This window comes from Fusobacterium varium, from assembly GCA_021531615.1.
GTDB lineage: Bacteria > Fusobacteriota > Fusobacteriia > Fusobacteriales > Fusobacteriaceae > Fusobacterium_A > Fusobacterium_A varium_C.
In genome coordinates this window covers 66,634-83,435 of sequence record JADYUE010000005.1, presented here as the reverse complement: position 1 = coordinate 83,435, position 16,802 = coordinate 66,634, and the positions used below count along the sequence as shown (strand labels likewise).

Below are 16,802 nucleotides of genomic sequence, written 5' to 3'. Positions count from 1 at the left end.
CCTCTCTAACTCTTCTATCTATTTCATCTTTTGGAGTTTTAGCCATTTTTAATCCAAATGCCATATTGTCATAAACTGTCATATGAGGGTATAGAGCATAGTTTTGGAAAACCATTGCAATACCTCTATCTTTTGGTGGAAGATCATTAACTAATTTATCTCCTATCCAAATTTCTCCTCCAGTAATCTCTTCAAGTCCAGCTACCATTCTAAGAGTAGTAGATTTAGCACAACCAGAAGGACCAACAAAAACCATAAATTCTCCATCTTTTATTTCTAAATCAATACCATGTACAGCTTTAAAGCCGTTAGGGTATTGTTTTTCAACTTTTTTTAAAACTACCTTTGCCATTTTTCCTCCAAAACTTTGAACTATTTATTGATTCTGTTATATCTTGAAATTATTCTATTTGAAGCTTTTATTACATCATCAGCAGCTTTTTGTCCATCCTTACCTTCAGAAACAGCTTCCATAGTTTCAACCATTTTTTCTCTTACATCTGGGAATACTCCAAGAATAGCACCTTGAGTAGCAGTATTTTTATTAGTTGCTTTTAGTTCATCAACAATTACTTTAAATTGAGGCATTTTTTCCATAGTTTCTTTCATTAAAGGAGTATCATAAGATTCTTTGTTAACTGGGAAATAACCTGTATTAGATGACCAGAAAGCTTGAACATCTTTAGAAACAGCATATTTAACAAAATCCCATGCAGCGTTATCTTTAGCAGAATTTTTAGAATCAGTTATCCATAAAGAAGCTCCACCTATAACACTTCCATTAAATTTTCCACTTTCATTAGGAATAAAAGCAGTTCCTACTTCAAATTTAGAGTTTTGAATTATATTTGTAAGTCCAGCTGATGAATCTAAGTACATAGTTACTTTACCAGAACTGAAAGCACTTCTAGTTGAATCCCAATCTCTACCATAGTTTATAGCTAGTTTCTCTTTATTCATACTTTGCATCCAATTTAAGATAACAGGTAATTGATTATCATAAGCTACTTTTGTAGGGTTATTTCCATTTCTTCCATTTTCTTCATCTACATATAAAGAGTTATCATTTGCTAATAGTTGTTCAATAAACCAAGCATAAGAGATTATAGAGAAACCATATCTATCAACAACATTATTAGAATTTTTCTTAACAAGTTTTCTTGAGAAATCTTCTATCTCTTTATAACTTGTAGGAGCTTTTTCTGGATCTAATCCAACCTCTTTAAAAGCATCTTTATTGTAAAGTAAAATTGCAGTAGATGAGTTAAAAGGCATAGAGTATAGTTTATTATTGATTCTATAATAGTTTAGTAGAACATCTTCTAGTTTATTTTCATCAAAGTTGCTATCTTTTTCTATAAAGTTACTCATTGGAATAATAGCTCCACTTCTATACATAAAAGATGTAGAAATATCATTCATTTGAACTAGGTTAGGAGCTTCTTTTGTACCAGCAACAGCTTTAAATTTTACAATAGCTTCTTCATAAGATCCTTGGAATATTGCATCTACATGTACTTCATCTTGAGAATTGTTATAATCATTTACTATTTTTTCAAGTGTTTTTTGTCCTTCCCCAGACATTGCATGCCAGAATATGATATTCTCCTTTGCAAAAGTTGAAATTGACATCATTGCTCCTAAAGATAATACTGCTAATTTTTTAAAATTCATTTTTTTCCTCCTATAAACTTTTATATTTTTATTAATATTTTAATTTTTTATTCTTTTGTTGCTCCTGAAGTAAGTCCTTTTTGTAACTGTTTTTGTCCTAAGAATAGGATGATAAGAGATGGGATAATTACTAATATAACCCCTGCCATCAATCTACCAAAGTTTGTTTCTTCTTCAGATTTCAGCATCTTTAATCCAATTTGAATTGTACGTGATTCTGGTCTAGTTGAAACCATTAAAGGCCATAGATACATATTCCACATAGCTAGGAAAGAATAAATTCCCCAAGTGCTCAAAACTCCTTTTGATAGAGACATAACAATCTTACTATATATAAAGAAGTGAGAGCATCCATCTATTTGAGCAGCTTCAATAAGTGATTTATTTAAAGTTTTAAATTGTTGTATCATTAAGAATGTTCCAAGTCCATTAGCTAGAAATGGAAGTATAATAGCTATTCTTGTATTGATAAGTCCAGCCTTTAAAATTGTAATATAGTTTGGAACAAATATAGCTTCCCAAGGGATAAACATAGATAGCATAACTACTAAGAATACTAGCTTTTTGTTTTTAAAATCTACAAAAACAAGTGCATAGGCAGTCATACTACAAATTATTACTTGGCTCACCATTCCAGCTATTGATGTGATCAAGCTGTTTGTGAAGAATTTCCCCATAGGGAATATTTTAATAAGCTCTCTATAGTTTTTTAAATCTATTGAGCTAGGAATTATCTTTCCAGTTACTATATCTATTGTAGGCATAAAACTTGCTAAAAGAGCATAGATAAGTGGGAAAAATATTATAAATGATGAAACTAAAAGCAGAAAATATGTTAATATATTGTTTTTTTTCATTATTGATAATGCACCTTCTTTTCCAACTTAGATTTAAATAGCATAATAGCAATTATAATGATTAAGAGGATTACCCCTTGTACACTAGCGTAATCAAATCTATAACTAGAGAAAGCTGTTTTATAGATGCTATATACTAAGAAGTTAGTGGCATTGTTAGGACCTCCACCAGTTAATATGTCCACTTGTCCGAAACCTTGGAAGGCTTTTAGTGTAGTAGTTATAGTTAGATAGAAGATACTTGGACTCAATAGAGGAAGAGTCACTTTAAAAAGTTTATTAAAATAACTAGCTCCATCAATAGCACAACTTTCATCAATATCTGTACTTATATTTTGAAGACCAGCTGTAAGAACTAGGAATCCAAAACCAATATTCATCCAAATTGTTGAGATAGCAACTGTTATTAGTGCATATTTTGAATCTGTTAACCAGTTTAATGGTACACCACCAAAGAACTTAATAATCTCATTGATAACTCCTAAGCTAGGATGGAACATAAATAGAACTATTGATGCAGAAGCAGAGATTGAAACTCCAAGACTAGAAGAGAAAATAGTTCTAAAAAATCCAATACCTTTTATTTTTTCATTACATAAAATTGCTAGGAAAAGAGCAATTGTAATACTGAAAAATACAGTTATTATTGCAAACTTAAATGTAGCAAAGATACTTAAATAAAAGCTTGGATCAGTAAAAAGTTCAGCAAAGTTTTCAAATCCTGCAAGTTCTACTATTTTTCCTTTTTCATCAGTAAAAGAGAAAGCATAAATAAAAGTTTTTATTAATGGATAAATAGAAAAGAGAAATGCAATAATTAAAGATGGTAATGAAAAGAGTAACCCAGTCTTTTCATTTTTGTAAAAATTCATAAAATCCTCCTGTTAAAATTTAAACATTTTTTATTTACATTTTTAGTGTATACTACTTTTTAATTAAAATAAAATTTCTTTACACAGTTTTAAGGAATTTTACAACTCTTTTACAATAGGTAAAAAATAAAAAACCACCAAATAAATGGTGGTAATTGATTATGAGAAGTATTCTGGATATTTTTCCATAAACTTATTAATAACCTCTTTAAAATTAAAAAGATGTTTACTAACAAGGTAATTAACTTTTCGACTATTCTTTTCTTTTATAAGATTTACAATTTCAATATGCTGTTTAACTGTAGTTTCAAGATTTATCTTTTCTAAAGCATCTATTAAACGCAATCTATCATAGTGAGTAGCAAGTCTTTGTATAACTTTCCAAACGTTTTTTTTATTATAATAATCAAAGATTAAAGTATGAAAATAGTTATCCAAATCAAAAAACTCATGAAGATCTCTATTGAAATTTATAACAATTTTTTGATATTCAATATTTTTTTCTAATTCATTGATTAGGTTATCAGAAACAGGATCCTTACATGCAATTTCTAAAATCTTTTTTTCACAAAGCTCTCTTAAAAATACAGCTTCCTCAACTAAATTAAGATTTATTTTAGAAACGAAAGAACCTCTTTGAGGAAAAACATCAACTAATTTTTCTTCTGATAGTTTTACAATAGCTTCTCTAACAGGAGTTCTACTTACATTTAATGCCTCACTAAGTTCAATTTCACTAATACTCTCCCCTGGTTTTAGATTTAGTCTCATAATATTCTCTTTTAATACTCTATAAGTATAAGCTCTATTATTTTCATTTTTATGTTTACTAATATTTACTAAGTTCATTTATATCCCCCTAAAAATAGCCTACTACTATTTTACTATAAAAACCAAAAAAAAACTATTGGAAATAAAATATTTTTATGCTTTTAACGATAGAAAATACTCTTTACAAAAAAATAAAAATTCTTTATACTTTTATTAAAGCTAATAAAAAAACAAGGGAGGAGATTAATAATGATAAGTTTCAAAAATGATTATAGTGAAGGAGCATTACCATATATAATGGAAGCTTTATTAAAAACAAATATGGAGCAAACAGTTGGATATGGTGATGATGAATATACTGCTGAGGCAATAGCAACAATAAAAGAGAAGATAAAATGTGATGATTGTTATATAAGATTATTGGTTGGAGGAACACAAACAAATCTATTGGCGATAGCTCATTCACTTAGACCACATGAAGCAGTAATAGCACCTACAACAGGACATATAAGTGTACATGAAGCTGGAGCTATTGAGGCTACTGGACATAAGGTAATTGAGATACCTACTGAAAATGGTAAATTAGATGTAGAATCAGCAAAAAAAATGGTAGAGTTACATATGGATTTTCATATGGTACAACCTAAAATGGTATATATTTCAAACCCAACAGAGATTGGAACAATATATAGTAAAGAAGAGTTAAAATCTCTATCTGATTATTGTAAAGAAGCTGGACTATATCTGTATTTAGATGGAGCGAGAATGGCATCAGCACTTACTTCAGAGAAAAATGATATAGCATTAGAAGATTATGCTAAATATACAGATGCTTTTTATCTAGGAGGAACAAAGTGTGGTTTACTTTTTGGAGAAGCATTAGTTTTAATAAATAAAGAGTTAAGACAACATAATTTTATACATATTACAAAACAAAGAGGAGCTACTTTAGCAAAGGGAAGATTATTAGGAGTGCAGTTTAAAGAGTTATTTAGTGGAAATAGATATGAAGAAGTTGGAAGCCACTCTAATGAAATGGCAATGATGATAAAAAGAGCTTGTTTGGCACAAAATATAGATTTAAAAACAGATTCTTATACAAATCAACAGTTTCCTATTCTTCCAAATACAATGATTGAAGAGTTAGGAAAAAAATATAGATATGAATTTTGGGAAAAAGTAGATGATAAAACATCTGTTATCCGTTTTGTGACTTCATGGGCAACTAAAAAAGAGGATGTAGAAGAATTAATAAAAGATATTGAAGTGTTATCAAAGAAATATTTATAATTTGGAAAAAATATTTTCAAAAATAATATAAATAAAAATAATTAGATCTATTTTAAAATAAAATGATTAATTTTCGTAAAAAATATTTGATTTATGTGAAAAATGTTGTATAATTTTATTATACAATAATAATAGGGGAGGGTAACAATATATGAAAAAAAGATTTTTTACATTTTTATTTATGTTAGTAGCACTTTTCTCAACTGTACTTCATGCTGAAACTACAGTAATTGTAGCACAAGGAGCAGATGCTAAGACACTAGATCCAGCTGCTTCTAATGATGTGCCATCTCATAGAGTAACTTTACAAATTTATGATAATTTAGTAGCTAGAGAAGGAACAAAACTAGTTCCAGGATTAGCTGAAAGTTGGACACAAGTAGATCCATTGACATTAGATTTAAAAATAAGAAAAGGAGTTAAATTCCATAATGGAGATCCTTTAACTGTTAAAGACGTTGTATTTAGTCTTATAAAAGTAAAAAATGATCCTAGTATGATGAGCTTTTTTGTTGATGTAGATAAGATCGAAGCAGTAGATGATGAAACTGTAAGAATTACTACTAAAAAACCTTTTGGACCATTAGTAGGATATCTTGCTCACTATGGTGCAGGAATACTAAGTGAAAAAGCTGTAACAGAAGCTGGAAAAAGCTATGGACAACATCCAGTAGGAACTGGACCATTTAAATTTGAATCTTGGGCATCTGGAGATAGAATAGTTTTAAAAGCTAACCCAGATTATTATCAAGGTAAACCAGCTATTGATACTTTAATATTTAGAACTATTCCAGAAGGAACAAACAGAACAATAGCTCTTGAAACTAAAGAGGTAGATATTGCTGTTGATATAGAAGCTATGGATCATGATATGGTAAGAAACCATCCTGATTTAAAACTTCTTCAAAAGCCAGCTTTAACAATGAATTATGTAGGATTTAATACTACAAAACCACCATTTGATAAGAAAGAAGTTAGACAAGCAATAGCTTACGCAATAGATTTACAAAGTATGGTAGATGCTATATACTTAGGAGCAGCAACTCCAGCTAGTTCACCAGTAGCTCCAGCAGTATTTGGACACAATAAAGACTTAAAAGTTCGTAAACAAGATATAGCTAAAGCTAAAGAATTATTAGCTCAAGCTGGATATCCAAATGGATTTAAAGCAAAAATTTGGACAAATAACAACAATGTAAGAAAAGATACAGCTGTTATTTTACAAGACCAATTAAAACAAATTGGAATTGATGTTGAAATAGAATTACTTGAATGGGGAGCTTACTTAGATAGATTAGCTAACAGAGAGCATGATATGTTCTTATTAGGATGGACACCAAGTCCAGATGGAGACTCAGCTATGTATGCAGTATTCCATTCTAAAAACCATGGAAGTGCTGGAAATAGAATGTGGTATACAAATGCAAAAGTTGATGAATGCTTAGATAAAGGTAGAGAATCAACTGTACCTGAAGAAAGAGAAGCTGCTTATAAAGAAGCTCAAGCTATTATAATGGACGAAGTACCTTTAATTCCATTAGTATGGCCAGATAATAATGCTGGAATTCAAAAAAATATAAAAGGATTTGAACTAGATCTTGAAAATCAACATAAATTATATCCAGTAAGTAAAGAATAATTAAAATTTAATTTAAAAATAGAACTGCATCTTATTTTAAGGTGCAGTTTTTGTTTTTTGAAATTTCTAATGTAGATAAAAGTTGTATTAATAAGGTTTTTAAGATATAATTATTGTATTAGTAATTATTTTAAATAGAAGGGAAAAAAGATGAAAGTTTCGATATTAGGAAGTGGAAGTGGAGGAAACTCAATATTTGTAGAAAGTAATGGAGTAAAACTTTTAGTTGATGCTGGATTCAGTTGTAAAAAAATAGAGGAAAAATTAAGTACCATAAATGAAAACTTAGGAGATATAGATGCTCTTTTAATCACTCATGAGCATTCAGATCATATACAAGGAGCAGGAATTATCTCTAGAAAATTTGATATTCCTATATATATTACTCCTGAAAGTTATAGTGCTGGAGAGAAAAAACTGGGAAAGATAGCTGAAAAAAACCTGAAAATTATTCAAAATGAAAGCTTTTTACTAAAAAATTCATTGAAAGTTTTACCTTTTGATGTGATGCACGATGCAGAAAGAACAGTAGGTTATAGGATTGAAAGTGAATGTGGAAAAAGAATAGCAATTTCAACAGATATAGGATATGTAAGTAATATAGTGAGAGAAAACTTTAAAGATATAGACATTATGATAATAGAATCAAACTATGACTATAATATGTTGATGACTTGTAACTATCCATGGGATTTAAAAGCTAGGGTAAAAGGTAGAAATGGACACCTTTCAAATAATGATGCAGCTAAATTTATAAAAGAGATGTATAGTGATAGATTAAAAAAAGTTTATTTAGCTCATATAAGTAAAGATAGTAATAATTATGACCTAGCTAGAAGAACTTTAGAGGAAGAACTAATAGATAATAAGATTAATTTAAATTTTGAAGTAGCTCTACAAGATAGAGTAACAGATCTATTTGAGCTATAAGGAGAAAATTATGATTAATAATGAAGAGATTAATGATCTTTGGAAAACAATTGAATTTGAAGTTGGTGGATTAGGAACAAATTATGGTGAAAAAACTGATATGAAGCTTTTAATAGGAAGTGGAAATAGAGAAGCTTCGATTTTGTTTATAGGTGATGATCCAGACTTGTATCAAAATGAAGAGTTAAAAGTAGCTTCAGGTTCAAGTGGAGAGTTTTTAATAAAATTATGTGATATTGAGGGGATATATCCTGATGAGTATTATATAACAACTTTAGCTAAAAAAGAGTGTAAATACAGAGAGTATATGGAAGAAGAGCAAGAGCAATTAAAAGAGATAATTGATATGCAGATAGCTTTAATTAAACCTGAAATAGTTGTTGCTCTAGGACCTGAAGTAGCTAGAGTATTATTAAATAGAGATGTAAAAATAGGAGAAGAGAGAGGGAAAATTATTCCATGGATAGGCGGAATAAAACTTCTTCTTACTTATGATGTAAACTTTGTAAAAAAATCAAGAAATGATAGTGGGAAAAAATCAAAAGTAGCACTTGATTTTTGGGGAGATTTAAAACTTCTTAAACAGGAGATAGAAAAAAATGTTGGAGAAGAGGAAAACTAGAGATAGAATAAAAAAATTACGATTAAATTTAACAAAAGAGCAAGTAGCAGAAGATAGTGAGCTCATCTATAATAAAATTATAGATAGTAAGATTTTTGAAAGTGCAAAAGTAATAATGAGTTATATGAGTTTTCAAAATGAGATTGATACAGAGAAAATTAATGATTATATAATCTCTTGTGGGAAAAAACTTTTACTACCTAAGATGTTAGATAGAGAGATAATAAAAGCTATTGAATATACAGGAGAATTTAAAATAGATAACTCTTTTGGAATAAAAGAACCAGTTGGAGAAATATATAATGGTGATATAGATTTGATTATAGTTCCAGGAGTAGTTTTTGATATAGAAGGAAATAGAATAGGATATGGAAGAGGCTATTATGATAGATTTTTAAAACTATATCCTAGAGCAAGAAAAATATCTTTAGCTTATGAATTTCAGATTATAGATAATTTAGAAGTAGAAGAACATGATGAAAAAATAGATGAGATAGTTACAAAAAATAATATCATAAGAATTAAGAAATATTGAAAAATATTTGATCATATGGTAAAATTTTATATTATTAAGAAGAATTAGGAGGTTGTCGTGGCAGGACATAGTAAGTGGAATAATATCCAACATAGAAAAGGTGCACAAGATAGAAAGAGAGCTAGCTTATTTACTAAATTAGGAAGAGAGCTTACAATAGCAGCTAAAGAAGGTGGAGGGGATCCAGGATTTAACCCAAGACTTAGATTAGCAATAGAAAAAGCAAAAGCAGGAAATATGCCTAAAGATATATTAGAAAGAGCTATTAAAAAAGGAACTGGAGAATTAGAAGGTGTAGACTACATGGAAATGAGATATGAAGGGTATGGTCCAGCTGGAACAGCTTTCATAGTAGATGTAGTTACTGATAACAAAAATAGATCAGCTTCAGAAATAAGAACAGCTTTCACAAGAAAAGGTGGAAACCTAGGAACAGATGGTGCTGTATCATGGATGTTCAAAAAACAAGGAGTAATCACTGTAAAATCTGAAGGATTAGATGCTGATGAATTTATGATGGCAGCTCTTGAAGCTGGTGCAGAAGATGTATCAGATGAAGGAGATGTATTTGAAGTAATCACTGATTATACAGAGTTCCAAACTGTTTTAGAAAACTTAAAAGCTGCTGGATACAATTATGAAGAAGCAGAAATAGCTATGAATCCAGAAAATAAAGTAGAAATTACAGATTTAGAAACAGCTAAAAAAGTAATGGTTCTATATGATGCACTTGATGATTTAGATGATGTTCAAGAAGTTTATGCAAACTTTGATATTCCAGAAGAATTATTAGAACAATTAGATTAATAAAATTTGTATCCCCTTTATCTCTATAAAGGGGATAATTTATATACAGAGAGAGGTGAGCAGGTATGTTAAAAGAAGAGTATATGAATATATATAATTCTCTTGAAGATGTAGAGATAAAGTATTTTGATGAAAAAAATATAAAAAAGTTGAGAAGTTTAGGAATAAAATCTCTATATGACCTGTTTTACTATTTCCCAAGATCTTATGATGATAGAACTAATATTATGAAAATAAATGAACTACGTGGAGATGAGTATGTAGTTTTAAAAGCTTCTTTAATGAAAATAGTTGCACCACCTACACATTCTGGTGTAAAAATGGTAAAGGCAACAGCTACTGATGGAACAGGAATAATAGAGATAGTATGGTTTCAAATGCCATATTTAAGAAAAACTTTAAAATTAGGAGAGGAATATATCTTTATTGGTCAAGTAAAAAGAGGGTATGTTTTTCAAATGGTAAATCCAGAGTTTAAATTAAGTAGCAATCAAAGAAAGATTAGCGAAGGAGAGATACTACCTATTTATAGCACAAGTAAGGATCTGCCTCAAAATAGTTTTAGAAGATTAATAAAAGAAGCAGTAAAAAGTAAAAAACAACTATTTTTAGAAAATATTCCAGAGAGTATATTGAAAAAATACAAGATATTAAGTAGAGAAGAAGCTTTAACAGATATACATTTTCCTAAAAATAGCAAAAGTATAGAAGAAGCTAAAAGAAGATTTGCAATAGAAGAGTTATTAGTACTAGAAATGGGGATTCTGCAAAAAAGATTTGAAATAGATAATGAGAATAAAAGCAAGTATACTTTAGAAGATAAGAAAACTTTAGTGAAACAATATCTAGAAAGTTTAAGTTTTAGTTTAACAAAAGCTCAAAAAAAAGTTATAACCGAGATATATAAAGATCTTTCTAATGGAAGAATAGTAAATAGACTTGTACAAGGTGATGTAGGAAGTGGAAAGACTATTGTTTCAATGATTTTGTTATTATATATGGTGGAAAACTCTTATCAAGGGGTATTGATGGCTCCAACAGAGATATTGGCAGTGCAACATTTTTTATCGGTAAAAGAGAAATTTGAAAAACTTGGTGTAAGAGTGGAACTTCTTACTGGAAGTTTTAAAGGGAAGACAAAAGAGAAACTTTTAAATGATATAAAAGAGGGAAATGTTGATATTGTAATAGGAACACATGCACTAATAGAGAAAAATGTCTACTTTAAAAAATTGGGATTGATTATAATAGATGAACAACATAGATTTGGAGTAGTACAGAGAAAGCTTTTAAGAGATAAGGGAGTTTTAGCAAATTTAGTAGTAATGAGTGCAACTCCTATTCCTAGATCTTTAGCTTTAAGTATATATGGTGATCTAGATGTTTCGGTTATAGATGAGTTACCACCTGGAAGAAAACCAATAAAAACTAAGTGGATATCCAATGATGAAGATAGTGATATTATGTATGATTTTATTGGAAAAAAACTTTCTCAAGGGAGACAAGCTTATTTTATAGCCCCTCTAATAGAGGAAAGTGAAAAATTAGCTGCTAAGTCTACAGAGGAACTTTATGAAGAGGTAAATAAAAAACTTCCAATGTATAAAATAGGAGTTCTTCATGGAAGAATGAAAAACTCTGAAAAAGATGAGGTAATGAAAAGATTTAAAAACAAAGAATTAGATATACTTGTTTCTACAACAGTAATAGAAGTTGGAGTGGATGTGCCTAATGCTACAATAATGGTAATTAATAACTCAGAACGTTTTGGACTTTCAGCTTTGCATCAATTGAGAGGAAGAGTAGGAAGAGGAGAGTATCAATCATACTGTTTTCTAGTTTCAAAGACAGAGAATGCAACTTCTAAAGCGAGATTGCAGATAATGGAAGAAACTCAAGATGGATTTAAAATAGCTGAGGAAGATCTGAAACTTAGAAAATCTGGAGAGATATTTGGAACAAAACAAAGTGGATTTAGTGATTTGAAATTTACTGATATAGTTCATGATATAAAAACCATAAAATTAGTTAAAGAGATATGTGTAGATTATCTCAAAGAAAATAGAGGAAAAATAGAAAATCCATATTTAAAATATGATATTGAAGAAAAATTTAAAGAAAACTAGGAAAGAAAATGAAAATATGGTAGAATATGGAGTAAATAACGAAAAATTGTGGAGGGAAAAATGAGATTTAGTAAGAGTTTTATAAAAACACTTAAAGAAACTCCTAAAGAAGCAGAAACAGCAAGTCACAAGCTTCTTTTAAGAGCATCAATGATTAAAAAATTAACTAGTGGAGTATATACTTATCTTCCATTAGGATATAAGGCTTTAAAGAAAGTTGAAAACATAGTAAGAGAGGAAATGGATAGAGCAGGAGCTCAAGAGATATTAATGCCAGTTCTTCAACCAGCTGAGCTTTGGAAAGAAAGTGGAAGATGGGAAGTTATGGGACCTCTTATGATGAAACTACAAGATAGAAATAAGAGAGATTTCGTATTAGGACCAACACATGAAGAGGTAATAACAGACCTTATAAGAAATGAGATCTCTTCATATAAATCATTACCATTAAATCTATATCAAATTCAAACAAAATTCAGAGATGAAATAAGACCAAGATTTGGACTTATGAGAGGAAGAGAATTTGTAATGAAAGATGCTTACTCTTTCCATACATCTCAAGAATCACTAGATGAAGAATTCTTAAATATGAGAGATGCATATTCAAGAATATTCTCAAGATGTGGATTAAAATTCAGACCAGTTGAGGCAGACTCAGGAGCAATTGGTGGAAGTGGATCACAAGAATTCCATGTTCTTGCAGATTCTGGAGAAGATGAAATTATCTATTGTGATTCATGTGAATATGCAGCTAACGTAGAAACTGCAACAAGTAAAGTAGAACCAGCACCAGTTGAAGAGTTAAAAGCTGCTGAGCTTATAGATACACCAAATGTATCAAAAATTGATGATATAGTAAATTACTTAAATATCCCTTATAGTAAAACTGTAAAAGCTATGATGTATAGAGATATGGGAACAGATCAAGTATACATGGTTTTAATTAGAGGAGATTATGAAGTAAACGAAACTAAATTAAGAAATGTAATCAATGCAGTAGATGTAGCTTTACTTACAGATGAAGAACTTGAAAAACATGGATTAATAAAAGGATTCATCGGACCTTATGGAATAGAATTAAAAGATATAAAAGTACTAGCTGATGAGGAAGTAACAAAAATCAATAACCATACAGCAGGTGGAAATAAATTAGATACTCACTATATCAATGTAAATTATGGAAGAGATTATACAGCTGATATAGTTGCTGATGTAAAAACTGTAAAACCTGGAGAAACTTGCCCAAGATGTGGAGGAAAACTTCATAGTGCAAGAGGAATAGAAGTAGGACATATATTCAAATTAGGAACTAAATACTCTCAAGCATTAAATGCAACTTATCTAGATGATAAGGGAGAAAGTAAAGTTATGATAATGGGATGCTATGGAATTGGAGTATCAAGAACTTTAGCATCTGCTATTGAACAAAATAACGATGAATTTGGAATTATATGGCCAACAGCATTAGCTCCATATGTAGTTGATGTTATTCCAGCTAATATAAAAAATGAAGATCAAGTAAAAGTTGCTGAAGAGATTTACAATGCTTTATTAGCTGATGGAATAGACTCAATGATAGATGATAGAGATGAAAGACCTGGATTCAAATTTAAGGATGCAGATCTTATTGGATTCCCATTTAAAGTTGTTTCAGGTAAAAAAGCTGGAGAGGGAATTGTTGAATTAAAAATAAGAAGAACAGGAGAAACATTAGAAGTTTCTAAAGATGAAGTAGTAGCAAAAGTAAGAGAATTAATGAAAAAATACTAATTTTAAAAAAGGGTAGGTAGGATTTCTCCGCCTGCCCTTTTATGTTAGAAAGGAGAGATGATGGGGGAAAAAAGAGAAAGTTTTACAAATAAGATAGGATTTATGCTTTCATGTGTAGGAGCTGCTATTGGACTAGGAAATATTTGGTTGTTCTCTTGGAAACTTGGAAAGTATGGGGGAGCAGCATTTTTAATACCATATTTTATATTTGTAGCTCTATTTGCTGTTGTAGGATTAGTTGGAGAGATATCATTTGGAAGAATGATGAAAAGAGGAATTTTTGGATTAAGTGAAATATTAAAAGATATAAATATTCCTTGTAAAAATTTATTGCCAATTATACCGATAATATCAGTAGCAGGAGTATTTACTTTTTATGTTATAGTTTTTGGTTGGGTTATAAGATACTTTTTCTCTTATTTAACAGGAGCTATTAATGGTGTTGAATATGGAGCATATTTTGGAAGTATAGCAGGACAAGCAGCCTCAATTCCATGGCATATTTTAGGGGTTGTATTAAGTGTAGTAGTAATATCTTTTGGAGTGGTAAAGGGGATAGAAAAACTTAATAAAATAATAATGCCATTGATGTTTGTACTGTTTTTAGGATTGATGGTTAGATCTTTAACTCTTCCAAATGCAATAGATGGAGTTAAATTTTTACTTCAACCTAAATGGAGCATGTTAGAGGATCCAATGACATGGATAATGGCTCTAGGACAAGCATTTTTTACAGTGGGATTAAGTGGATCAGCTCTTTTAGTATATGGAAGCTATTTAGGTGATGATGTAGAGATTCCAGCAAGTGTAGTTCAAACTTGTTTTTTAGATACGACTGCAGCTCTAATGGCAGGGTTTATAATTATTCCAGCAGCGTTTTCATTTGGACTTGATGCAGGATCAGGACCAGCACTATTATTTATAACAATACCTGCAATATTCTCAAATATTCCTGGTGGGCAAATATTAGGGGGATTATTCTTCCTTAGTGTAATATTTGCAGCTTTATCATCAGCTATTAATCAGCTTGAAGTGCCAGTTGAGGCTATAATGGATAGATATAAAATAAGTAGAATAAAAGCAGCGATAATAGTGGGAAGTGTAGCATGTATAATAGGATTATTTTTAGATTTAAATATGAATTGGTTTGGTAAATTTGCTGATTTTGTGTCAATTATTTTAATTCCATTAGGAGCAGTAATAGGTTTAGGAGTTTATTTCTACTATGTAGATAAACAAAGGGTAATTGATGAGATAAACAAGGGGAGTTCAGTTAAAGCAGGAGCTTTAATTTTATGGCTTGGAAGATATATATTTATTCCAGGAACAGCAGCAATAATAGTTTTAGGATTAGTATATGGAAGTATAGGGTAATATTTTAGAGCTGTTGTAAATTATTGATTTCTTCAGCTCTTTTTTATTAAATTTTTTATAAAAAGGTGGGAAAGAAGATGAGGGTAAAAATAAAATTTTTAGGTATAGCACAAGATGCAGGAATACCTCAACTAGGGTGCAATTGCAAAATTTGTAGTGAAATATATAGAGGAGAGAGAAAAGAAGAATATCCAGTTTCTTTAGGGATAATTAATGAAAAAACAGGAAAAAAATTTATGATTGAAGCAACTCCAGAATTTTCAAAGCAATATAGAAAATTGATAGATATTGAAAAAGGGGAGAAGTTAGAGGGAATAATTCTTACTCATGCTCATATTGGACATTATACAGGACTTATGATGTTAGGAAGAGAAGCTTTAAATACAAAGAAATTAAAAATTTTTGTAAGTAGTAAAATGGGAGAATTTTTAAAAAATAATGCTCCATGGAATCAGCTTATAAAACTGGATAATATAGAGATTATTGAATTTAAAAACAGAGTTCCTTTTGTTTTAGATGATGGAATAGAGGTTACACCAATAGAAGTTGTTCATAGAAATGAGTATGCAGATACTTATGGATTTTTAGTTAAAGGAGAAGAGAAGATATTCTTTGTTCCTGATATAGATCGTTGGAATGGATTTGAAGAGGATCTAAATAAACTGATAAATGAGTGTAAAAAAGTAATAGTTGATGCTACTTTTTATACTAAAGAGGAGATTGGAAAAGTTAGAGGAAGAGATCTGAATGAGATACCTCATCCAACTATTGAAGAAACTTTAAAATACATTGAAGATAATAAACTTCCTTCTGAAAAGATAGTTTTTACACATTTTAACCATACAAATATGGTTTTATCTAATGAAGATATAAGAAAAAGTGTAGAGGAAAAGGGATTTGTTATTTCCCAAGAGGATATGGAGATATTAATTTAGAATAGATTACACCTAAAGTCTTGATAATTGAGATAGAGGGTGTAATTTTTTTATAAAAAAACAGAGTAGGAATATAGAGAAAAATAAAGTATAATGTAGATAAGATTTTTTTAAAGGGAGAGATGTATGAGAAAAATTTTATTTTTAATCTATATATTTATTTTAAGCTTAACTTCAATGGCTATAAGTGGGCAGGTAATAGATGTAGCTGATGGAGATACTTTAGTAATAAGATCTGGGAGCAAAAAGATAAGAGTTAGAATGTATGGAATAGATGCTCCAGAGTTAAAACAGAGGTATGGAGAGATTTCAAAAAAATATCTAGAAGATAGAATTCTTAATAAAAAAGTAGATATAAAAGTGATGGATGAAGATAAATATGGAAGAAAAGTTGGAAAAGTTTTTTATAAGAGCAAAGATATGAACTTAGAGATGATAGCTACTGGAAATGCTTGGTTCTATGAGTATCATGCTAAGAGAGAAAAAGCATATAAAAAAGCTTTTAAAAAGGCTCAAGAGGAAAAATTGGGGTTATGGAGAGATAGAAATCCAGAGAACCCTAGAGAATATAGAATGAAACATAGAAGAGAGGACTGATAT

Annotated in this window: 16 protein-coding genes; 11 read left to right on the top strand and 5 right to left on the bottom strand. The window is 29.7% G+C overall.

The features are described from left to right. The 5 genes from I6E31_03805 to I6E31_03785 form a co-directional block, all read right to left on the bottom strand. Window positions 1–352, bottom strand: a 352-nt coding sequence (locus tag I6E31_03805) for an ATP-binding cassette domain-containing protein (GenBank protein MCF2639098.1), incomplete at its 3' end; no start/stop codon positions are given. Window positions 353–372: 20 nt separating this feature from the next. Further along, complete coding sequence (locus I6E31_03800) at window positions 373–1,674, bottom strand: ABC transporter substrate-binding protein (GenBank protein MCF2639097.1); 1,302 nt, start codon at window positions 1,672–1,674, stop codon at window positions 373–375. A gap of 47 nt (window positions 1,675–1,721) precedes the next feature. After that, window positions 1,722–2,531, bottom strand: a complete 810-nt coding sequence (locus I6E31_03795; GenBank protein MCF2639096.1) for a carbohydrate ABC transporter permease — start codon at window positions 2,529–2,531, stop codon at window positions 1,722–1,724. Next, on the bottom strand, window positions 2,531–3,403 hold the full coding sequence (locus I6E31_03790; GenBank protein MCF2639095.1) for a sugar ABC transporter permease: 873 nt from the start codon (window positions 3,401–3,403) through the stop codon (window positions 2,531–2,533). Before I6E31_03790 ends, I6E31_03795 begins: the two co-directional genes overlap by 1 nt. 159 nt (window positions 3,404–3,562) lie before the next feature. Beyond that, window positions 3,563–4,252 carry a GntR family transcriptional regulator gene (locus tag I6E31_03785; GenBank protein MCF2639094.1) on the bottom strand — a complete coding sequence of 230 codons (690 nt, stop codon included), beginning with the start codon at window positions 4,250–4,252 and terminating at the stop codon, window positions 3,563–3,565. A 171-nt stretch (window positions 4,253–4,423) separates the two neighbouring features. Between I6E31_03785 and I6E31_03780 the strand changes: the two genes are divergently transcribed. From I6E31_03780 to I6E31_03730, 11 genes are all read left to right on the top strand, one after another. Beyond that, a complete protein-coding gene (locus I6E31_03780) occupies window positions 4,424–5,464 on the top strand; it encodes an aminotransferase class I/II-fold pyridoxal phosphate-dependent enzyme (protein ID MCF2639093.1) in 1,041 nt (346 codons plus the stop codon). A gap of 151 nt (window positions 5,465–5,615) precedes the next feature. Then, entirely contained in the window at window positions 5,616–7,103 is a 1,488-nt protein-coding gene (locus I6E31_03775) for a glutathione ABC transporter substrate-binding protein (GenBank protein MCF2639092.1), read from the top strand. Window positions 7,104–7,253: 150 nt separating this feature from the next. Next, window positions 7,254–8,033: an MBL fold metallo-hydrolase gene (locus I6E31_03770; protein ID MCF2639091.1), complete on the top strand. Its 780-nt coding sequence runs from the start codon at window positions 7,254–7,256 to the stop codon at window positions 8,031–8,033. 10 nt (window positions 8,034–8,043) lie between these two features. Beyond that, the gene (locus tag I6E31_03765) at window positions 8,044–8,655 is read left to right on the top strand and encodes a uracil-DNA glycosylase (protein MCF2639090.1); all 612 of its coding nucleotides are present in this window, start codon (window positions 8,044–8,046) and stop codon (window positions 8,653–8,655) included. Then, window positions 8,636–9,190 carry a 5-formyltetrahydrofolate cyclo-ligase gene (locus I6E31_03760; protein MCF2639089.1) on the top strand — a complete coding sequence of 185 codons (555 nt, stop codon included), beginning with the start codon at window positions 8,636–8,638 and terminating at the stop codon, window positions 9,188–9,190. The genes I6E31_03765 and I6E31_03760 overlap by 20 nt, the downstream gene beginning before the upstream one ends. 57 nt (window positions 9,191–9,247) lie before the next feature. Beyond that, complete coding sequence (locus tag I6E31_03755; GenBank protein MCF2639088.1) at window positions 9,248–9,997, top strand: YebC/PmpR family DNA-binding transcriptional regulator; 750 nt, start codon at window positions 9,248–9,250, stop codon at window positions 9,995–9,997. Window positions 9,998–10,062: 65 nt separating this feature from the next. Beyond that, window positions 10,063–12,123: an ATP-dependent DNA helicase RecG gene (recG, locus tag I6E31_03750; GenBank protein ID MCF2639087.1), complete on the top strand. Its 2,061-nt coding sequence runs from the start codon at window positions 10,063–10,065 to the stop codon at window positions 12,121–12,123. A gap of 60 nt (window positions 12,124–12,183) precedes the next feature. Then, window positions 12,184–13,893, top strand: a complete 1,710-nt coding sequence (locus I6E31_03745) for a proline--tRNA ligase (GenBank protein ID MCF2639086.1) — start codon at window positions 12,184–12,186, stop codon at window positions 13,891–13,893. Window positions 13,894–13,953: 60 nt separating this feature from the next. Continuing rightward, window positions 13,954–15,267: a sodium-dependent transporter gene (locus tag I6E31_03740; GenBank protein ID MCF2639085.1), complete on the top strand. Its 1,314-nt coding sequence runs from the start codon at window positions 13,954–13,956 to the stop codon at window positions 15,265–15,267. A 77-nt stretch (window positions 15,268–15,344) separates the two neighbouring features. Continuing rightward, window positions 15,345–16,202 (top strand): MBL fold metallo-hydrolase, encoded by an 858-nt coding sequence (locus I6E31_03735; protein ID MCF2639084.1) that lies wholly within the window; start codon window positions 15,345–15,347, stop codon window positions 16,200–16,202. Between the two features lie 126 nt (window positions 16,203–16,328). Next, window positions 16,329–16,799, top strand: a complete 471-nt coding sequence (locus I6E31_03730) for a thermonuclease family protein (protein ID MCF2639083.1) — start codon at window positions 16,329–16,331, stop codon at window positions 16,797–16,799. Window positions 16,800–16,802 lie beyond the last annotated feature (3 nt).